Origin of the sequence: Dyadobacter psychrotolerans (genome assembly GCF_004349265.1) — a bacterium.
GTDB classification, from domain to species: Bacteria; Bacteroidota; Bacteroidia; order Cytophagales; family Spirosomataceae; genus Dyadobacter; species Dyadobacter psychrotolerans.
Genome location: NZ_SMFL01000003.1, coordinates 644,367 through 664,961 on the forward strand (window position 1 = coordinate 644,367; position 20,595 = coordinate 664,961).

Annotated in this window: 15 protein-coding genes; 8 read left to right on the top strand and 7 right to left on the bottom strand. The window is 42.6% G+C overall.

Annotation, left to right across the window (positions count from 1 at the left end):
• Positions 1–23 precede the first annotated feature (23 nt).
• Positions 24–1,022: an NADP-dependent oxidoreductase gene (locus E0F88_RS10455; RefSeq protein WP_131958177.1), complete on the bottom strand. Its 999-nt coding sequence runs from the start codon at positions 1,020–1,022 to the stop codon at positions 24–26.
• 101 nt (positions 1,023–1,123) lie between these two features.
• On the bottom strand, positions 1,124–2,716 hold the full coding sequence (locus E0F88_RS10460) for a serine hydrolase domain-containing protein (RefSeq protein WP_131958178.1): 1,593 nt from the start codon (positions 2,714–2,716) through the stop codon (positions 1,124–1,126).
• A gap of 52 nt (positions 2,717–2,768) precedes the next feature.
• Here E0F88_RS10460 and E0F88_RS10465 point away from each other — a divergent pair, with 52 nt between their 5' ends.
• Positions 2,769–3,911 (top strand): DEAD/DEAH box helicase, encoded by a 1,143-nt coding sequence (locus tag E0F88_RS10465; RefSeq protein ID WP_131958179.1) that lies wholly within the window; start codon positions 2,769–2,771, stop codon positions 3,909–3,911.
• Between the two features lie 19 nt (positions 3,912–3,930).
• Here E0F88_RS10465 and E0F88_RS10470 read toward each other — a convergent pair whose 3' ends face one another.
• Positions 3,931–4,818, bottom strand: a complete 888-nt coding sequence (locus E0F88_RS10470; RefSeq protein WP_131958180.1) for a hypothetical protein — start codon at positions 4,816–4,818, stop codon at positions 3,931–3,933.
• Positions 4,819–5,167: 349 nt separating this feature from the next.
• Between E0F88_RS10470 and E0F88_RS10475 the strand changes: the two genes are divergently transcribed.
• From E0F88_RS10475 to E0F88_RS10500, 6 genes are all read left to right on the top strand, one after another.
• Entirely contained in the window at positions 5,168–8,302 is a 3,135-nt protein-coding gene (locus tag E0F88_RS10475) for a SusC/RagA family TonB-linked outer membrane protein (RefSeq protein ID WP_131958181.1), read from the top strand.
• Between the two features lie 31 nt (positions 8,303–8,333).
• Positions 8,334–9,818: a RagB/SusD family nutrient uptake outer membrane protein gene (locus tag E0F88_RS10480; RefSeq protein ID WP_165940035.1), complete on the top strand. Its 1,485-nt coding sequence runs from the start codon at positions 8,334–8,336 to the stop codon at positions 9,816–9,818.
• Between the two features lie 248 nt (positions 9,819–10,066).
• On the top strand, positions 10,067–10,381 hold the full coding sequence (gene rhaM, locus E0F88_RS10485; RefSeq protein ID WP_131958183.1) for an L-rhamnose mutarotase: 315 nt from the start codon (positions 10,067–10,069) through the stop codon (positions 10,379–10,381).
• Positions 10,382–10,486: 105 nt separating this feature from the next.
• Positions 10,487–12,346, top strand: a complete 1,860-nt coding sequence (locus tag E0F88_RS10490) for a rhamnogalacturonan lyase (RefSeq protein ID WP_131958184.1) — start codon at positions 10,487–10,489, stop codon at positions 12,344–12,346.
• A gap of 16 nt (positions 12,347–12,362) precedes the next feature.
• The gene (locus E0F88_RS10495; protein ID WP_131958185.1) at positions 12,363–13,154 is read left to right on the top strand and encodes a rhamnogalacturonan acetylesterase; all 792 of its coding nucleotides are present in this window, start codon (positions 12,363–12,365) and stop codon (positions 13,152–13,154) included.
• Positions 13,155–13,585: 431 nt separating this feature from the next.
• Complete coding sequence (locus tag E0F88_RS10500) at positions 13,586–14,731, top strand: glycoside hydrolase family 88/105 protein (protein ID WP_131958186.1); 1,146 nt, start codon at positions 13,586–13,588, stop codon at positions 14,729–14,731.
• Here the strand turns inward: E0F88_RS10500 and E0F88_RS10505 are convergent, their stop codons facing one another.
• The 4 genes from E0F88_RS10505 to E0F88_RS10520 all read right to left on the bottom strand — a co-directional run bounded on the left by E0F88_RS10505 (position 14,732) and on the right by E0F88_RS10520 (position 18,908).
• Positions 14,732–15,829, bottom strand: a complete 1,098-nt coding sequence (locus E0F88_RS10505) for a GntR family transcriptional regulator (protein ID WP_131958187.1) — start codon at positions 15,827–15,829, stop codon at positions 14,732–14,734.
• A 259-nt stretch (positions 15,830–16,088) separates the two neighbouring features.
• Positions 16,089–17,192 carry a sialidase family protein gene (locus tag E0F88_RS10510; protein WP_131958188.1) on the bottom strand — a complete coding sequence of 368 codons (1,104 nt, stop codon included), beginning with the start codon at positions 17,190–17,192 and terminating at the stop codon, positions 16,089–16,091.
• 51 nt (positions 17,193–17,243) lie between these two features.
• Complete coding sequence (locus E0F88_RS10515) at positions 17,244–18,251, bottom strand: NAD(P)H-dependent glycerol-3-phosphate dehydrogenase (RefSeq protein ID WP_131958189.1); 1,008 nt, start codon at positions 18,249–18,251, stop codon at positions 17,244–17,246.
• Between the two features lie 60 nt (positions 18,252–18,311).
• Positions 18,312–18,908 (bottom strand): Crp/Fnr family transcriptional regulator, encoded by a 597-nt coding sequence (locus E0F88_RS10520; protein WP_131958190.1) that lies wholly within the window; start codon positions 18,906–18,908, stop codon positions 18,312–18,314.
• Positions 18,909–19,286: 378 nt separating this feature from the next.
• Here E0F88_RS10520 and E0F88_RS10525 point away from each other — a divergent pair, with 378 nt between their 5' ends.
• Positions 19,287–20,573, top strand: coding sequence for an outer membrane protein assembly factor BamB family protein (locus E0F88_RS10525; protein WP_131958191.1), 1,287 nt, complete (start codon positions 19,287–19,289; stop codon positions 20,571–20,573).
• The last annotated feature ends 22 nt before the right edge of the window (positions 20,574–20,595 follow it).

Sequence of the window (20,595 nt, forward strand, 5' to 3'; positions counted from 1 at the left end):
CGGCTGTACGGAAAACATTTTACTCAGGCCTTCACAACCATTTTACCTGTGTTTCCGCCAGAAAAGAGAGATAACATTGCCTCGGGCAATTGATCAAAACCTTCGATAATGGTTTCTGTAAATTTAAGTTTTTCTTCCTTAACCCATTCTTCCAGTTGTGCCATTCCTTCCGGAAACTGATCGCTGTATTTGCTAACTATAAAACCCTGCATGAGCACACTATGCGTAACCATTGTTGGCTGTACGCGTGGCCCGGTTGGAATTTCGGTGTCATTATACAGTGAAATTTGACCGCATAATGGTATTCTTGCATGAAAATTAATATTACTTATCACTGCGTCCGAAACTTCTCCGCCAACATTATCAAAATAAATATCAACTCCATCCGGACAAGCCTTAGCAATTGCCTTTTTCATGTCAGGTGTAGTCTTATAATTAATTCCTCCGTCAAAGCCGAACTTTCCTTTTAGCATTTCAATCTTTTCATCAGAACCGGCGATGCCGATCACACGGCAACCATGGATTTTCGCAATTTGCCCGACCACAATTCCCACTGCTCCCGCAGCTCCTGAAACAACAACCGTTTCGCCGTCCTTTGGCTTTCCTATATGTATCAATCCAAAATAAGCCGTGAGGCCCGTCATACCCAAAATACTTAGATAGTAACTCGGTGGAGCAAAAGAGGCATCTATCTTTTTAAGCTTTTTTTCAGCAGAAACAATTTTTTTACTCCATGGCAGCATGCCTGTAACCAGATCTCCCTTTTCCAGGTCTGTGCCATTGGCGTCTTCCACTTCTGCAACTACGCCTCCAAAAATTGGTTTGTCTATTTCAAAAGGAGCAGAATAAGATTTTTTGTCATTCATCCGGCCCCGCATATATGGATCAACTGAATAGTAGAGCCCTTTTAACAAAACTTCACCTTGTTGTAAATCCGGTATTTCAATATCTTCAAATCGGAAAGTATCAGCATCAGGCATACCTTTTGGACGGGCAGCAAGTACAATTTGTTGGGTTTTCATTTGTTTTGGTAAGATTAAAATAACTTGAAGGAACGTTATGCTTTATCCCCTTCCATTCGTTTCGGTTTAAAAATCATTCCAAATCTGTTTGTCAGATTTTATCAAACCGCCACTTTACCTGTCAAAACCGGTCTGGAATCTTTGGTATTACCTAAAATAGCCAAACTCCTTCTGAAAGCAACTTTAATATTTTCTTCTTCAAACTCACAAGTAACTGTTTCGTAATGTGCTGTTTCAATAAAACGCCAGGTCATTTCGAAGGTTTTGTCGTTGATCCAGGTTCCGTTTGCTGCGATTTTGGTTTTTGTTTCTCCCGGCACAGGCGTCAGTACAAGTTTCAACGGGATCGTAGAAAGATCTGTGAACCCTTCTATCCACTTATTTAGTCCGGCAGTGATTTGATGCGTTCCTTTGTCATCTGTCAAACTGAAAACACATGAATCAGCTTTAAAAGAGAGTGAAACCTGACTGACTTTTAATGAATTTTCAGTTATTCCAAACTTCTTGCCGCTTACTTTTGAAATCTGTTCGGAAGAACTTTTACCGTTAGCAAGTGGTAAACCAAGCGAAGTCAATTTTTGTTTTAACTGCTGCTGTTCTGACACGTTTGCCGTTAGCTCATTACTTTTAACCGCTGGCAAAATATGATTCCATACTTCATTCAGAATCGCACCCATATTTCCCGTTTCACTGGTGATGGCAATGACCATGTGCTGTTTAGGCATAACGATACAATACTGCCCGTAAGCACCGTCACCCCGGTAAGCCCCGTGCCTGCAGCGCCAAAACTGGTAACCATAGCCCTGCTGCCAGTCGTTATCCTCTTTTTTCCCTGACCCGCCTTTCGACTGGATGTGTGAAGTTGTTGCTTCCTGAATCCATGCTTCGGACAAAATCCGTTTACCGTTCCACATTCCTTTCTGCAAATAAAGCTGTCCGAATTTGGCTATATCTTCTGTTTTCACCCGAAGCCCCCAACCGCCGGTATTGATTCCGTTCGGATCAACTTCCCAATCGGCGCCTTCAATGCCTAAGGGTTTAAATAATCTGGGTGTGAGGTATTCAAGTACTGTCTGCCCGATAACTTTCTGAATAATAGCTGACAGTATATAAGTTGCGCCGCTGTTGTAGACAAAAAACGTTCCCGGTTCATGAACAACCGGCTGTGCCAGAAAGGATTTCACCCAGTTACTCTTCCCGGATTCTCTAAGTGCCGGTGTTGAATCCTTATCATGACCGGTTGACATCGTCAATAAATCGCGAACGCGCATTTTAGCCAGATTTTCGCTGATCTCTGCAGGTATATCCTTCGGGAAAAAGGATATTATCTTATCATTGACAGTCAGTTTGCCAGCATCAACTGCAAATCCGATGGCACTGGAAGTAAAACTCTTACTAAGCGAATAAAGTGTATGTTTCAGGTTCGGCGCATATGGTGCCCACCATCCTTCAGCAAGTACTTTTCCATGCCGTAACACCATCAAACTATGCAGATTTAGCTTTTTGGCCTCAACTGAATTAACAAAATCCAGAATTCCGGATGAAGTTACACCCTGTAATTCGGGTAAACTTCTTGGCAGCTGGCTTGTCTTAAAGGCTTCCGCCAGCAGTGGTCCGGAGAAATAACCGGCCAGCCCAAGCTGCAAAGCGCCCAGTCCGGCTTTCTGTAAAAATTCTCTTCTGTTAACGGTCATGTTAATAGTGGTATCTTTGTAAAAAATATATCAGTCAGTATCCGTTTATCCTATGTCTTTTCAATCTATCGGCCTTTCCGAACCATTACTTAAAACCATTGCAGAACAGAATTATACTCAACCTTATCCGATTCAGCAGGAAGCAATTCCGGCGATTTTGAAAGGCAGTGATATTCTGGGTATTGCAAAAACCGGATCCGGAAAAACGGCAGGTTTTGTATTGCCGATTCTGGAATGGTTTCAGGACAAAGGAGCTCCTAAAAACCGCTCAATCAGAGTTTTGGTTTTAGTACCGACGAGAGAACTGGCGCTGCAGATTGCTGTGGTTTTTCAAACGTTCGGAGAAAAACTGCCCAGAAAAGTAAAGACAATGGCAGTTTACGGTGGTGTTTCCATAAACCCGCAAATGATCGGTTTGCAAAATGTGGAGATTCTGGTGGCAACTCCGGGAAGGCTGCTTGATCTTCTTTCACATAAAGCTTTAAGTATTTCTGATACTGAAATACTGGTTTTGGACGAAGCCGATAAAATGCTGAACATGGGTTTTGCAGATGAAATGAAAGATATCTTTTTCCTTCTTCCGAAAAAACGCCAGAGCATTCTTTTCTCGGCAACTTTGGGAGACGACGTAGAGGCAATCCATAAGAGTATTCTCCGAAATCCGCTTAAAATTGAAATAGCTGAGGAAGAACAAAATCTGGATTTGATCAAACAAACTGCTTATTTCGTCGATCCTGCCAGAAAAGGACCTTTGCTTCGATACATTATCAAAACAGAAGAAATGAAGCAGGTTCTGGTTTTTGTTTCGGCTACCAGAACCGCAGACAACCTGGTTGAAAAGCTTTCTAAAAACGGAATTCAGGCAGCAGCTATGCACAGTGGTAAAAGCCAGGGAGCCAGAACAGAAGCTTTAAACAAATTTAAATCAGGGAAATTGACTGTTTTGGTAGCCACGGATTTGGTTTCGAGAGGAATTGACATTCAGTTTTTACCTCATGTAATCAACTTTGAACTGCCCCGTTCACCGAAAGATTATATTCACCGCATTGGACGTACCGGACGTGCTGAAACATCAGGTGAAGCGATTTCGCTCATTTGTCCGGAAGATGAACATCATTTCAAAATTATTCAAAAGAAAATGGGTAAAAGAGTTGAAATGAAAGAGAGTGAGGATTTGGATCTGGCTGGATATTGAAACCCGACATTGCTTAAAGTCAGGATTTAAATTTAAAGGGGTTACCAAACCTTTGCCACCAGACCATTGCCAGTGCAATTGGAAAGCAAGAAGCAATCCAGAATGCCCGGCCATCAGGAAACGCAGAGATAATCATAAACAGCCACGGTAAAAATGCAGCCAGTGTACCCGTTATCAGTGGTAAATCCTGTTTCAAAAAATTTGTAACCTGCGATGTTTCCCGAAAAAGAAAAGTTAACCAGATTACTCCGGGAATTCCGAAACTCAAAATCGAACTTATATAAAAGTTAGGGCGCGAGAAGTTAAAATAAATTCTCCATGCCCTTGGTTTCCAAAAGAACGGGGTATTAACGTGCTCAGCAATATTAGACTTAACAACTGCAGTTATGGCGAAAAAAATCAAAATTGCTGCCGCGCTGAAAAAATACCATTTTTTATCATCACGACTGAAAGCATAGGCGGCTGCCACGGGAACCAGTATTACGATACCCTCTTTCGCCATTGTCCCCAATATCATTGCTAAGATAAAAAGCCAGTATTTATTTTTATAGATCGAAGAAGCGCCAAGAAAGATCATCGAAAGCGCGCCGGGATCGGTATATCCGATGGTGGAATAATAGAAAGTTGGAAACGAAAAAACAAAAAGATATAGCCCGCCCCATACATACTTTTCATCCAGACTTAAAGCTGTCAGCAACTGCCGGAGAAAATAAAGCGCCAACAGTAAAAAGAAAATATTTGCCAGGTTAATGGCCGTTAACGGTTCAAAAGGAAGAATCGCTGCCACTGCCGTAACAAGCAACCTCTCATTAAACGGCTCTTTGAACTGGTATGTAAGCGGTTCACCGCGAAGGAATTGAACATTTGCTATGTAAAATGTCGCATCATTTAAAGGACGCTTTATCAAAAGGTCATTTCGGTCAAACCTTATTGAAACGACAAGCAAAAAGCAAAAAATAAGGACAATTGTGTTCCTCCCGCCAGCCGCTAAAAATTGCATCGGATATTAAATAGTTACGTTATCGGACTGAATGACAGCGACGCTGATTAAATATTTTTTACCAAAAATAGTATAAATATATCTGTGTATCTCATGCCATTCTCTCGGGCCAGGGTTAGCAGACGCTGATAACACTGACAATAGCAATGTTATTATTGAAAAATTCTGATAAAATCTTGGCTTATACAGGAGTCTACATGAAGGTGGGGTTAATTGTTATCCTGACATTTGAATATAATTTTAATCGCATCAAATCATGCATATTTACTACTTATCTAAAAAAATCAGGGAAAGGTTTCATGTATTTATCATGACCTTCTTAATACTGCTCATTTCATCGGTAGTAACATTGGCCCAAATCACTGTTACCGGAAAGGTAACCGGCGGACCCACTAATGAATCTCTCCCAGGTGTGAACATTTTGGTTAAAGGAACCGCAACAGGTACTTCAACCAATGTGGAAGGAGAATTTTCGCTTAGTGCTCCGGCAACCGCTACACTTACCGTTTCCTTCATCGGGTACGAGCCACAGGAAATTCCTGTTAACGGACGTACAAAAATCAACATTACTTTGAAGGAAGATTCAAAATCTCTTTCAGAGGTAGTTGTTATCGGTTACGGTACTTCCAAAAGAGCTAATCTTACAGGAGCCGCAGCAAGTATATCTTCTAAGGACATTGAAGAACGTCCGGTTTCCCGCCTTGAGAACGTACTTGCCGGACAGCTTCCGGGAGTGGATGTGCAAACGACAACAGGTGAACCGGGTGCAGCCTTACAGATCCGTGTTCGCGGAACGGGTTCTCTGAATGCCTCAAATGATCCTTTGTACGTGGTTGATGGGGTCCCGGTAGAAACATTAAATGGTATCAACCCTTCCGATGTTCAGACAATTGACGTACTGAAAGATGCTTCCTCTGCGGCTATTTACGGTTCACGCGGCTCGAATGGGGTTGTAATCATTACCACTAAAAGAGGTGTAAAAGGAAAACCACGTATTCAGTTTAATATGACTCAGGGTGTTTCCAAAGTAGAAGGCCGTATCGACATGATGTCACCTGAACAGTGGATTGAGCAGCGCAAAGAGGGTGTGGATGCGGCCTGGGTTAGCCGGGGTGTTACACTGAAAAAGCCTTATACTGCTTCCGATCCAATGGCCTTCCGTGCATCTGAACTTGGCATTTCTTTGAACAATCCGAACACATCTTTAATGTACGACCCTAAATGGGCTTACGGAACGGATAGTCTTGATTATGTAGACTGGCAGGATGCGTTTTTTGGAAATACAGGAACAATTTCCAATTACCAGTTAAGTGTGAACGGTGGTTCTGACAATGTTACCTATAACATCAACGGAAGTTATATGGACCAAAAAGGAGTAATTATCAACACCAATTACAAACGTGCTACCGTTCGTGCAAACATTGATGCACAGGTTAATAAATTTATAAAAGTTGGTTTGACACTTTCACCTTCTATTGAGTGGATTAACGGCGGAGGCCAGGTTGACGGAAAGGATCGCCAGGGAATGAATGCGGTGCAGATGCCGCCGGTTGCTCCGCTCGGAACCGGGTATTATGTAGGTGCACAGCCTAACGGAACCTATCCATGGTCGGGTCGTTACATCAGTCCGATTGCCGTTTTGGAAAGAACGCAAATTGACCAGACAAGAAACCGCCTGAATACAAATATCTACCTGCATGCAACACTGGCACGTGGCTTACAACTACAATTGACCGGCGGTATGGACAACAACAATTCGATTTCGAATTCATTCACTCCAACCAATGCCATCCGCGACTGGGCAACTGTACCTTACGCAGGTTATGCATCTACTTCGGACAGGCAAAACACCAACGATTACCGCTACCTGTTCCAAAGTACACTAAACTACAACAGAACATTTGGCAAACACAGTGTAACCGCGTTATTGGGTTACTCTGTTGAAAGAACCAATGGCTACGGCAACCGTCAGAACAACACACGTTTACCAAATGACTGGACAAACCTTTTCAACCAGGGATCTTCAACAGTTGGTATCACCAGCATCAGCCAGGATAAAACTGCGTTGATATCTTACTTCGGACGTGTGCAGTATGACTACAAAGAAAAATATCTTTTCTCAGCAAGTTTGCGCCGTGACGGTTCGTCTAAATTCGGATCTGATAACCGTTGGGGAACATTTCCTGCCGTATCGGCCGCATGGCGTGTATCGAGCGAAAGTTTCATGCAGGGTATTCAAAATATATCAGACCTGAAACTACGTGCGAGTTTTGGTATCACTGGTAACAACCGTATACCAAACAATGCCCAGTTCTCGCTTCTTGCAAACAGTGATTATGCATTAAATGGCGCACAGCAAACCGGTTACGCACCGTCGGGCTTTGAAAATACCCAACTAGGATGGGAACAAACAAGCAGTTATAACTTTGGTGCAGATTTTGGTTTATTCAAAAACAGACTGGTCGTTGCCGCTGATTACTACGTTCGCAGAACTTCCGAACTTCTTTTGCAGGCTCCCGTTTCATCACTTACCGGATTTACACGCAGCTGGCAGAATATCGGTGATATCGAAAACAAAGGATTTGAGTTGTCACTTAATTCAAGAAATACAACCGGTGTTTTCAAATGGGGAACAAATTTGAATGTGTCTTACAACCAGAACAGGGTTATAAAACTGGGTTACGACAACACGCCTATTCCGGCAGGATTCTCTGGTCTGACATCGATGATTGAGGTTGGACAGCCAATTGGTTACTTTAAACTTTACGATGCAATCGGGGTTTATGAAAACCAGGCAGATGTTGATGGAAGTCCGATTATGTCCAAAACCATTGTGGGAGATTCAAAATATCGTGACGTAAATGGCGATAATAAAATCGACGAAAATGACCGGACCAAAGTGGGCCAGCCTTTACCTGCGTTTGTTTACGGTTTTACCAACAATTTCTCCTACCGCAATTTTGATCTGAATATTCTTTTGACCGCGCAAACAGGCGGAATGATTTACTCAATGATTGGCCGTTCGATCGACCGTCCGGGAATGGGGTATCTGTACAACAAACTGGCTAAATGGGAAAATCGCTGGAAATCTCCGGAAGATCCGGGCGATGGCATGACGCCGAGCATCAACGCCACTACAGGTTCTTACTATGATACCCGCTGGTTGTATAGCTCTGACTATATCCGTTTGAAAAATATCACTTTCGGATATAATGTACCAAAAATGAAGTGGTTCGAACGGGCAAGAATTTATGTTTCTGTTGAAAACCCTTACATCTGGCACAAATACGACGGTGGTTACACTCCGGAAGCTGCCAACAATGAAGGAGGCGATTACGGTGGTTATCCTCAATCGAGAACATATTCTATCGGTATCAACCTGAATCTTTAATTCACTGCTCCGGCATTAATTACATATGATAATGAAAATTAAAAACATACTTACCTGCCTTGCCGCGATTGGCTTTACAGGGATGATCAGTTCCTGCAGTGAGGAAATCCTGGACATCACGCCGCTTACGAACAATACTGCCAATGATTTTTACAAAAGTGAAGATCAGGTGAATCAGGGCGTTCTTGCTATATACAATTCATGGCTGCCCGTTCCGGTATCTTCAAACTGGTATTTATCAGAAGTCCGGTCAGACAATACACACGAGATCGAAGGCGGCGCACAGCGTGATTATAAAGAAGTAGGAACATTTACGGCATCTTCCCAAACCGCAGCTTTTCAAACGGCGTGGACGCAGCTTTACAGCGTAGTTTACCGCTCCAATGTGGTTTTATCAAAAATTGAAGGTTTTGAATTCGCCAGAGTTTCCCAGTTTAAGGCAGAAGCACGTTTCTTTCGTGCACTGGCCTATTTTGATTTGGTTCGTTACTGGGGAGATGTTCCGCTGGTGGATAAAGTTTTGAGTATTGTTGAAGCAAAAAATGCCTTGCGTGCTCCATCGGCGGATATTTACAAATTCATTGTTGACGACCTGATATTCGCTTCGGAAAATCTTCCGACAACCTATGCAGTTACCGACAAAGGAAGAGCAACAAAATATGCAGCCAAAGCATTACTTGGACGTGTATACCTCACCATGGCTGGTTATCCTTTAAAACAAACCGACAAACTGGCTCTTGCCAAAAAAGAACTTGCTGATGTAATGGCTGTGGGAACTACGCTTTTCCCGGCACCTGCACTTTACAAAGATCTGTTTACGATTGCAAATAAGAACAAGTACCACATTTTTGAAGTCCAGTATATTTCCGGCGGAAAGGGGCTTGGAAGCTCGTTACCATCAGAAATGGCCTTTCAGTTTCCCTCTCAGTGGAGTTCTTTCACAGGAGGTTTCGAAGGTGAAGTTGAGCCTGCACTTTTAGCATCTTACGCCCGTACGGATGCAAGAAAAGCAGCTACATTAGACTCAGGATATGTTGATACAAAAACAGGCGCTACATCAGGTCGCGTACAGTTTACAAAATTTCTTGAAAAAGGAGACGCTTCGGTTACTTCCCGCAGTGACTACGCCCGTAATTTCCCGATCATTCGTTATGCCGATGTTCTGCTGATGTATGCTGAAATCCTCAATGAAGAAGCGGCAACACCGCCGGTTCAGGCCGTTCAATTATTAAATCAGGTGCGCACCAATGCAAAAGTTGCTACCATTACGCCTGCCACAAAAGATGCTATGCGTCTGGCACTGGAAAATGAACGTCGCTGGGAATTTGCCGGTGAAGGCCTGAGATGGTTTGACCTTGTCCGTACCGAACGCGCTATTCCGGTTATGAATGAATTCATCAAATCTCATGACATTCCGCTGGCAAATGGCGTTACCAAACGCGATTTACTCTTCCCGGTACCATTAGGAGAAATGCTGATCAATCCGGGATTCTGGAAGCAAAACGAAGGATATTGATCGACAATATTAGTAGACTCAGGTAATGCAGAACGGAGCGGGAAAAGATCTTGCTCCGTTTTTTTGTTTTTCAAACATCCCAAACAGGAGACCACAGGTGAGGCATGAACGGTAAACCGGATACCTTTATCCATTGATATTTGACAAATATTGACAAAACATTAACCTTAAATTTAAAAGGATATTTCGCTGTCAGGTGCTTTTATCAGTTGACATACTTTTTAATAAACCTTAACCTGCAAGCCGCTATGCAAACTGTTGCTTTTAAAATGAAACTCAATCCCGGCCTGGCCGGGGAATATAAAAAACGCCACGACGAAATCTGGCCGGAGCTAAAAAAACTATTGAAAGATAACGGAATCAGCGATTATTCCATTTTTCTGGATGAAGAAACCAATATACTTTTTGCAGTACAAAAGCAGGACGGCAATGGCTCATCACAGGATTTGGGATCAACAGAAATCGTCAAAAAATGGTGGGCTTACATGGCTGAGGTAATGGAAACCAACCCGGATAATTCACCGGTAAGTATTCCTTTACAACAGGTTTTTTATATGGAATAAAAGAATTTTTCACGCAGAGCAGAAAGTATAAACGCAGGGGTTTCGAAGGTCTCTGCGCTCTTTGCGTTTTTTAATTTTAAATCTTTGCGTGAAACATAAATTGAAATGAAAAGAATAACCCTGATTGCCTTTATCTGCATTGCTTCTTTTGGAAAAATATCAGCCCAGAAGCAGCTTGAAAAATTAAACCGTGGCATAACCGCAGTTAAAACGGCCGACAATGCCGTTTACATTGGATGGAGATTGCTTGCGACGGATCCGGCCGATATCAGTTTTAATATTTACAGCGGTAAAAAGAAACTGAACAATACGCCGGTTACCTCATCGACTAACTTCGTCGATACCAATGTTTCCGGTGAAGAATATAGCATTAAAGCCGTAGTTAAAGGTAAAGAGCAAAAAAACGCAGAATCGGTTAAAGTGAATTCCAATCCTTACATTTCTATTCCTCTGTCTGTACCTGCAGGTGGAAAAACACCATCTGGACAGGATTATAGTTACAACGCAAATGACGCCAGTGTGGGTGATGTGGACGGAGATGGTGAATATGAAATTATCCTGAAATGGGACCCGTCCAATGCAAAGGACAACTCCCAAAAGGGCTACACAGGAAATGTTTACCTCGACGCTTACAAGCTGGACGGGAAAAAGCTTTGGCGGATTGACCTGGGAAGAAATATTCGCGCCGGAGCACATTATACGCAGTTTATGGTTTACGATTTTGACGGGGACGGCAAAGCAGAAATTATCTGCAAAACCGCAGACGGAACAACCGACGGAACCGGCAAAGTTATTGGCGACAGCAAGGCAGATTTCCGCAATGAAAGCGGTTACGTCCTTTCCGGCCCTGAGTTCCTGACCGTCTTTGAAGGATCTACCGGAAAAGCGCTGGATACACAGGATTTTTATCCAAAAAGAGATGTTCAGGCTGGCGACAATCCAACTCCGGAAGAAATGAAAGCCGGCTGGGGAGATGCATATGGAAACCGGATTGACCGCTATGTTTCTGCAGTAGCTTACCTGGCTGGAAAGCGACCAAGTTTTATTGCCGGTCGTGGTTATTATACCCGACTTGTACGTACCGCATGGGATTTCCGGAATGGCAAATTAGAAAGACGCTGGATATTTGACAGCAAAGACGAACCTAACGCAGCCTACGCTGGCATGGGAAATCACAGCATGACGGTGGGTGATGTGGATGTCGACGGGAAGGACGAAATCATCAATGGATCCAGCGTAATCGATGATGATGGAAATGGCCTTTATTCTACCGGACTTGGACACGGCGATGCATTACACATGAGCGACATGGACCCCACCAATTCGGGGCTGGAAATCTGGCAATCCTATGAAGAACCGAAAAAATATGTAAAGTATGGCTTGGGATTAAAAGATGCTAAAACCGGAAAAACGCTTTGGGGCGTGGATGGTGAAGGCAAAGATGTTGGCCGGGCCATGGCAGCGGACATTGATCCAACGCATCCCGGTTATGAATATTGGGGTGCCGTGGGCGGATTGTATAACAGTAAAGGCGAGAAAATTTCCGACAGCAGACCATCATCTATGAATTTTGCTGTTTGGTGGGACGCCGATCTGACACGGGAGCTTTTAGATAAAAACCGTATTGATAAATGGGACTATAAAACTGCAACAACCAAAAATCTCTTCACCGCCGAAGGTTTTACTTCAAACAATGGTACCAAAGGCACGCCGGCGTTAAGCGCAGATCTATTTGGAGACTGGCGTGAAGAAGTAATCCTGAGAAAAGAAGATAATAGTGAACTGCGGATTTACACAACCACAATTCCTTCGACAAACCGGTTCGTAACCCTTATGCAGGATTCGCAGTACCGCGTTGCGGTTGCCTGGCAAAATTCATCTTATAATCAGCCTCCGCATCCTTCGTTTTTTCTGGGAGAAGGCATGAAACCTGCACCATTTATTAAACCGACTTCAAAAAAATAATTAATTAAAACCAAGTATGAAGACTTCTTTCATTCGCCTTGCCGTATTCTCAGTTTTTTGCGTTTTTGTTCTGGCCGCCAGTATCAAGCCCAAGCCTGTCCAGCTTTTTTTAATTGGCGATTCCACCGTAAAAAATGGATCCGGTAAAGGTTCCGATGGACTTTGGGGCTGGGGAACTGTACTTCCGGAATTGTTTGACACCACCAAAATAAAAATTTTCAACCACGCCATCGGCGGACGCAGCAGCCGTACATTTCTGACCGAAGGACGCTGGGAAAAAGTACTGGCGCAATTACAGCCCGGCGACTATGTATTAATGCAGTTCGGACACAATGATGGCGGCGCGATAAACGACACCACACGCGCCCGGGGAAGTATAAAAGGGATTGGTAACGAGTCGGAAGAAATTGACAACCTGATGACCAAAAAACATGAGACCGTTTACACTTATGGATATTACATGCGCAAGTATATTGATGAAGCAAAAGCAAAAGGCGCCATCCCGATCGTTTGTTCACCTGTTCCAAGAAACATTTTTAAAGACGGAAAAATTGAAAGATCTGAGGGAAGTTACAGGTTATGGTCAAAGCAGGTAGCACAAACCAACGGTGCCGATTTCATTGACCTTTTTGAACTGGTTGCACAGCGCTATGATAAATTGGGCGCTGAAAAAGTACAGGCTGATCTATTCACAGCCAAAGATCATACGCATACAACCGAAGCAGGCGCACGCGTCAATGCCCAGACGGTTGTGGAGGGAATTAAAGGATTGAAAAAGAATAAATTGAAGAAGTATATCAACAATTAGGAAAGTGTATTACAGGTTGATTCAACACATTCGGGGTTGAGAAAAAAATGTTAATTTTTTCATCCCCCGGTTTTACCTGGGGCTATTCGGATTTAACCCCTTTCGGGGTTGCTAAGAAATTCCGGAATTACAAGCCCGAATGGGTTTAAATTAATTTATCCCGAATGTAGTCCTGGTACTGAAATCAATTACCATCACATACAGGTTGAATTCGAATAGCTCAGGATTGAATAACACACAAGCAAACTTTCAACCCCAAAGGGATTGATTTTGAAAAACCCCTGGATGTATTATACACAGACAACCAACAACCCCGAAGGGGTTAAATTCGAATAGCTCCGGGTGCAACCCGGGGGTGAAATAAATAAAATTATTCCCCAACCCTGGCAGGGTTGAATAGCATCAAGCAATATTTAACCAAAAAATAACCTATGAAAAGACGCGACGCCCTTGGGATTTTATTGGCAGGAAGCGCACTGCAAAGTACCTGGGCAATTGGAAAGCCCGTTAAAGCTGAAAAAATAGACAACAAAGAATTATTAAAAAATCTGCGTCTCACCAATGCATATTTTGTCAAAAAGTGGCCTGATACCGGCAAATCCATCATTACAAACCGGGAACGACCCAGCAACATCTGGACGCGCGGCGTGTATTATGAGGGGCTGATGGCACTTTATCAGGTGGACAAACAGAAATCTTATTACGACTACGCAGTTTCCTGGGGTGAAAATCATAAATGGGGTTTACGAAATGGTATACAGACGCGAAACGGAGATGACCAGTGCTGCGGACAAACTTATATTGATCTTTACCTGATCGACAAAAAAGAAGAACGTATTAAAGACATCAAAGCTTCGATGGACCTGATGCTGGCTTCGGACAAAAAGGACGACTGGTGGTGGATTGATGCGCTTCAAATGGCTATGCCTGTCCTTGCTCAGCTTGGCGTCATTTATAAGGATAACCGTTACTTTACAAAAATGTACGAGATGTACAATTACACCAAAACAGTACATGGCAGCAGCGGTTTGTTCAATGCGCAGGAAGGACTTTGGTGGAGAGATAAAGATTTTGTACCTCCTTACAAAACACCTGCCGGGAAAAATTGCTATTGGTCAAGAGGGAACGGCTGGGTGGTAGCTGCCTTGGTGCGTGTACTGGACATCATGCCTAAAAATGCACCGCATCGTGAAGAATATGAGAAAATGCTTTTAACCATGCTGACGGCACTGGTACCACTGCAAAGAAAGGATGGTTACTGGAATGTAAGCTTAACGGATGCTTCCGATTTTGGTGGAAAAGAAGTTACAGGAACATCGCTGTTTTTATACGGTATGGCCTGGGCAGTAAACACCGGTCTTGTAAAAAGGAAAGATTACGAACCGGTTATTACCAAGGCCTGGAATGCAATGACAGCGGAATGCGTTCACGAAAACGGATTTCTGGGATTTGTGCAGGGAACCGGAAAAGAACCGAAAGACGGACAACCAGTAACCTACAACAGCATGCCCGACTTTGAAGATTTCGGTTTGGGTTGTTTCCTTTTGGCAGGAAGCGAAATTTATAAAATGAAGTAATTACAAAGAACCTCTTCTGATCATATAAAAAGGATTTTTTACACGAACCTGCTGTTTGTTCATAATCAAAGTAGCGGCGGTTCGGCCCATTTTTTCGAAATCAGTAGTGATCACAGTAATTTCCAAAAGTTCTTTCAGGGTGGTTTCATTAAACGAGATCACCCCGATTTCTTCTCCCATTTGATAAGGAGATAAGCGGATTTTTTTTACAAGTTCGCCCAGATCACTTTCCTCGACCACGATGTAAGCAGTTTTAGGACATAAAGCTTCCTTTTCAACACAGCTTTTTATTTCAAAATCCTTTTTGTAATTGATGCAATAACTACGGAATCCACGGATGATTTCCTTTGGATAATTGCCATCGCTAGGGAAGATCAAAACCAGACGATTGTATTTGCTCATCAGATCATTGGCATCTTCCAATGAGCCAAAAATATCCTTATCAAAATTTTGATATACACTTATTGAAGGCTGATGTAAATCCGGAAGGTCACGATCAAGAAGTACTAATTCGGACGGTGGAATACGTTTTAATGCAGCCATATAATCCTCTTCGCTGTCACTGTCCGTATTGAAATGAGGCATTACCACATAACGATTGTACTTCCCCAGATTTTTTTCAATAATTTCCTGAAAACGCGTGACACTGCAGTGATGTATTTCAAGGTCCACCGTCGCGGCATCTCCCAATGCTTTGATAAAAGAATAATAAATAATCTTCTTGTAAGAACTCAACTTATTAAATATGAGCAGTATCTTCTCCTTTTTATCCGCTACCGACTGAACATAATATCCCTTACCCTGCACAGCGGAAATGTAACCCATATTCCGTAGTTCCCGATATGCCTTTTCTACGGTATCTCTTGCCAGCTGGTATTCCGCACTTAGTTCACTGATGGACGGCAACTGAATACCTTTGTCCAGAACACCCAGTTCAATATCCGTTTTAATGGAATGAACGATCTGTTTGTATTTGGGCATCTGGTTACGCGGGTCGAACTGCATGTGAAACAATCCGTCGCGTTCGGGAACATAAACATTTTTAAAAACAAAAGCCTTGTTATCTAAACCTGTCCTCGCTGCCGTATATCCACTCATGAGACTAATATTTATTGAATATTTCTATGAAACAGCGGTTTCACCGATTTAAGTAATGGAACAACCGCAATGAATATTAGCCAATTAAGAATTAAAAAAGTACAATAACGCTTACTATTTTAACGCACACGTTATCGGGAACGTTGCCAAAAAGCAACATGCCTTAGATAAATTAGCATAATTTCGTGGTAAGATGATATAAAGACAGAAGGCCAGTCCATAAATGGCTGGCCTTCGATTTAGACTTTACTAAGAATACCTATTTTTTCGCTCTGGCAAGTTTAAGCATGTCTGCCTTATTACCTTTCCAAAAAGCGATCTTCTGCCGGTTCCAGGTGTAGCTCACCGCTACGGAATCTCCCCAGCTTACAATGGCAGGATAAGAAAATTCATCACCCTTTTTGCCTTTGTCGAGATCAAATTGATCCGGCCAGGTTTTGCCGTTGTCCTGAGAAATTGCAATGGTTAGCGGCGTGCGGGACCCCCAGTTTTTAGCGTCCGGATTGTAGACAAGCACAAGTGTTCCATCTGCAAGCTTAGCAAGATCAATCCCGCTGTTTGGATTGGCAAGTGATGTTTTTGTAATCACAGACCAGGTTTTTCCATTGTCATACGAATCACTCCTGCCGATCATACCGCCCGTTGTGCGTATCAGCATGTGCACTGTTCCCGGCTTCGACTCCCACAATGTTGGCTGAATAGCACCTTTGCCTTTTATCTGAGTAGTGTCAATTTTAAAATAAGGAGATGCTTTCCAGGTTTTCCCTTTGTCCTCGCTTCTGTCAACAAAAACTTCCCATCTGTTTATTTCATTGGAAGCACCGGCAAGCCAGGTACCATCTGCCAATTCTATAAGTTTGTTTTTAACAGGACCTCTCCCACCTTTGTCTCCTTTTACAAGTTCATAAGCCTCCGACCAGGTTTTTCCATTGTCATCCGACGTTTTCACCCAGGTTTCCCAATAAGGAATTACCTTTCCAACTTTAAAATAGAGGTAGATTTTCCCATTTGCTGCTCGCTGCAAAACAGGATTCCAGTGCGCATCTTCTCTTATTTTTGCTATTTCCACCGGCGCACTCCACTTTCCCGGCTTACCTTTCGAAACCCAGATACCTACATCCGGATTCTTCTCCTCAGTGCCTCCAAACCAGGCTACCAGAAACTGTCCGTCCGGCAGCCTTACCAGGGTAGAAGCATGACATTGTGCAAAATCTCTTTTATCGCCGAATACAAAATCTTTGGCTACCTGAATGGTATCTGCTTTTCCCTTTTCCGACGAAGTATTTTTTTTAATATTACAGGAAATGAAGACAGCCAGAATAACAGACACTGCCAGGAAATACTTAGATTTTAGATTCAGCATAATGAGAGATAGATTTTAATCCAGATACCGTTTTTTTGAAGTAACGGACTATTATTTTAGTAATTTTTTCAGTTCTTCCATAACATGTGCCGGCGCCTGCTCCTCATAAAGAATGTTGTAAACCGCCGTTGTGATAGGGATATTTACGTTGAAAGACTTATTCATCTCCATGATACTCTTTGTCGCATAAAAGCCTTCGGCGATCATTTTCATTTCCAGCTGCGCAGCTTTTACGCTATATCCTCTGCCGATCATATTACCAAAAAGGCGGTTACGGCTAAATTGAGAATAGGCCGTAACGAGCAAATCTCCCAAATAAGCGGAAGAACTGATGTCACGCGTACGCGGGTCCAATGCGGTTACGAAACGGCCGATTTCCTGCATCGCATTAGAAACCATTACCGCCTGAAAATTATCGCCATATCCCAGGCCATGTGTTATTCCGCAGGCCAGCGCTATGATGTTTTTCATAACAGCAAAGTATTCAACTCCGTAAAGATCATCCAAAGCATGTGCTGTCACATAACGGCAGGTCATCAGTTTGGCAAAATCTTCGGCGGCGGGACATTCCGCTGAGCCAATTGTCAGGTACGATTGTTTTTCCAAAGCCACTTCCTCGGCATGGCACGGCCCGGCAATTACGCAGGTTTCATTAAGTCCTATGCCGTATTTTTCCGAAATCCAGTCCGTAATTAGAATATTCTGATCCGGAATCATACCCTTGATCGCCGAAACGATTCGTTTTCCTTTAAGATGTTTTTCAGTAAGATCCTGTAAAGATTCCTGAACGAACGCAGCAGGAACGGCAAGAATAATATAATCCGCGCCTTTGACAGCATCAGTTGTTTTTTCGAAAACCTTTATCTTTTTAGGTGAAAGATTTACATCACTGAGATAACTCGGATTGTGATGAAATTTGCGGATATGATTGATATCGTCCTGATTTCTAAGCCACCAGCGGATCTGTACATAAGGTTGCTCGCAAAGAATCTTGATCAATGCAGTAGCCCAACTTCCTCCGCCAATTACCGCAATTTTTGTGTTATTTAAAAAACTCATGATTGATGCCTTTCATTTACTTACCTATTCTCTCTTATAGAACACTGCAAAGTAAACTGCTTAATGTTGAATTTTATCCATATTCACCGTTTTTAAACATCTGCTGAAGGTTGCTGGGGTAGTTCCCAGGTACGTTGCAATGTAATGATCCGGAACACGACGGAATAGTGACCCCGGCTGACTAATGTAATATTCGACTCGTTGCTCAACAGATAAATACTTAAATAACCGTACGCGTTCACTGAAATTTACCAGGCGCTGTTCAAGAAGCTGGATAATTAATTGTGCAATGAGTATATTTTCCTGACATAATTGTCGGTATGCTTCATACGTAATGGAATAAACCATTGTGTCTTCCAGCGTCTCCATCACTTCTTCGGATTCCTGTTGCGTGAAAAAGCTTTCAGCAACGCAGGCAATCTCTCCTTCTGCCACAAGTCTGGAAGTGATGTCTTCAGATCCTTTGAGATAATAGGAACGTATCACACCGGTTTCAATCAGATAGATAGTGGAATTAACCTGTCCGATATCAACCAGCACCCTTCCCTTCCGGATCAGGTTAGGTTTCACCAACTGCATGAAATGCTTTTTCAGAGATTCAAATTTGGGTGTATTAATCGTCTCTAAGAGTTGATGAAGGGGCTTTTTGCTGTCCATAAGCGGATCTATTGTGAGGTGTGCGAAAGTAAAACAGAGTTTGATGGATGGCCGTTTAAGCCTAATATTCGTAAATCTTGTCCTTCGACAAGTTAAAACATTGTCGCACGACAAGCCGAAATGATGTCCTTTGACAAGTTATAAATATTCTAAGTATTATTTACTTTGATCTAAGAAAAATCAGTAATCAACTTAAACATAAAAGAGCAGGAAAGACCAGGCAGAAATCAGGGAGGAGCATGGCAGGGGTTTCCTTATCGAGCTGAATATATCAATCACGGCGAGTTTAAAAAAATGAACAGAATTGAATCGACAATGAACTGGGTATTTGATGGTGGGAATAATGCTTCTGTTTTTAGAATATCTTATTAAATAAAGATGAAAATCAAACTCTTAACACTTTATATTTTCTCCGGCTTGCTCGCCTGCAATCCGGAGAAAATCACCACACAAACCGATAAGGATGGGGTGGTGACTAAAAAGCCTTTCCTATGGAAATCCTCCATATCCGACGGAACACTGGCCTATGGTTTGTATCACGGCTATGTAATAGACGGCAAAGGTGTACTTTCCATAGCCATGCGAAAATCCCCAGATCCAAAGAAGTACGGTGAATTTTACCTTCAACTAAAAGATGTAAATACAGGAGAGAACATTTGGACCTGGGATGACTTTTATGACAAAATGCTGGTCAGAACCCTGAACGAAAGCATTGTTGTTTACGAAAACAAAATGATCCTGCATGATCTTTGGGCAGACTATTGTATTGATACCAAAACAGGAAAAACCATCTGGAAAAATCAACGGGGATTTGGATCAGCTTCCGAGTTAACCAACATCGAAGGTTTATACTTTATTACAGGACTTTCTCCTGCATCCAAAGCATTAGGGAAAGTAGATGATAGCATGTACATGGGAGAATTTGAAACAGGAAAAGTGGAAGAACTTATTAAACCTCCATATAGCGGAGAGTATAAGCTAGTAACTGAGGAACAAACCTACATAGGTAGCATTTATCGACACAAAGCGTTCACTTTGGGAACAGAACAAATGCTTCTCGTCCCTTATGACGAGTTGGGACCAAAGGCGAAATACAACAATACACGGAGCTTCTTTGGACTCTATAATATCTCTCAAAAAAAATGGATGTATAGCCGGGCTCCCCTGAGCATTGACGAGGACGGGGGTGCTCCAAGCCTGATGCCAATTCTTGACGGTGATAAAGCTTATATGACCTCATTCAATTCGGTGGGTTGTTTTGAGTTGATGACCGGAAATCGAATTTGGCAATATCGCTTAACAGATGCACAAATGATAGGATTAGATATTGTAAAGGTAGATAACAAGCTCTTAATTAAAGGAACAGATGGAACCCTGTACTGTATGAATTCATTAAATGGAGCTCAGCTTTGGGCACTTCAATCCGGCTCACTATCCAGTGATATCTATCATCAGGATGGTGTCATCTATGGCATTAGAGGAGATAACCTGAAAGCCTACGACCTGCAAACAGGAAAACTCTTATGGGATATGCCTCCGCTGGATGTAAAAGGTGGTTCCATTTACAACGGTTTTGTTACCGGAATACCTGCCCAAAATGGTAAAAAAGGACGCATTTTTGCCAGTACGGAGCTGAATGTATACTGCTTTGAGGCGATAAATTAATACATATCACCAAACAGAAAAG

Coding starts and splice junctions, on each gene's coding strand:
- E0F88_RS10455 (WP_131958177.1), bottom strand. CDS start 1,022: ATGAAAACCCAACAAATTGTACTTGCTGCCCGTCCAAAAGGTATGCCT.
- E0F88_RS10460 (WP_131958178.1), bottom strand. CDS start 2,716: ATGACCGTTAACAGAAGAGAATTTTTACAGAAAGCCGGACTGGGCGCT.
- E0F88_RS10465 (WP_131958179.1), top strand. CDS start 2,769: ATGTCTTTTCAATCTATCGGCCTTTCCGAACCATTACTTAAAACCATT.
- E0F88_RS10475 (WP_131958181.1), top strand. CDS start 5,168: ATGCATATTTACTACTTATCTAAAAAAATCAGGGAAAGGTTTCATGTA.
- E0F88_RS10480 (WP_165940035.1), top strand. CDS start 8,334: ATGAAAATTAAAAACATACTTACCTGCCTTGCCGCGATTGGCTTTACA.
- rhaM (WP_131958183.1), top strand. CDS start 10,067: ATGCAAACTGTTGCTTTTAAAATGAAACTCAATCCCGGCCTGGCCGGG.
- E0F88_RS10490 (WP_131958184.1), top strand. CDS start 10,487: ATGAAAAGAATAACCCTGATTGCCTTTATCTGCATTGCTTCTTTTGGA.
- E0F88_RS10495 (WP_131958185.1), top strand. CDS start 12,363: ATGAAGACTTCTTTCATTCGCCTTGCCGTATTCTCAGTTTTTTGCGTT.
- E0F88_RS10500 (WP_131958186.1), top strand. CDS start 13,586: ATGAAAAGACGCGACGCCCTTGGGATTTTATTGGCAGGAAGCGCACTG.
- E0F88_RS10505 (WP_131958187.1), bottom strand. CDS start 15,829: ATGAGTGGATATACGGCAGCGAGGACAGGTTTAGATAACAAGGCTTTT.
- E0F88_RS10510 (WP_131958188.1), bottom strand. CDS start 17,192: ATGCTGAATCTAAAATCTAAGTATTTCCTGGCAGTGTCTGTTATTCTG.
- E0F88_RS10515 (WP_131958189.1), bottom strand. CDS start 18,251: ATGAGTTTTTTAAATAACACAAAAATTGCGGTAATTGGCGGAGGAAGT.
- E0F88_RS10520 (WP_131958190.1), bottom strand. CDS start 18,908: ATGGACAGCAAAAAGCCCCTTCATCAACTCTTAGAGACGATTAATACA.
- E0F88_RS10525 (WP_131958191.1), top strand. CDS start 19,287: ATGAAAATCAAACTCTTAACACTTTATATTTTCTCCGGCTTGCTCGCC.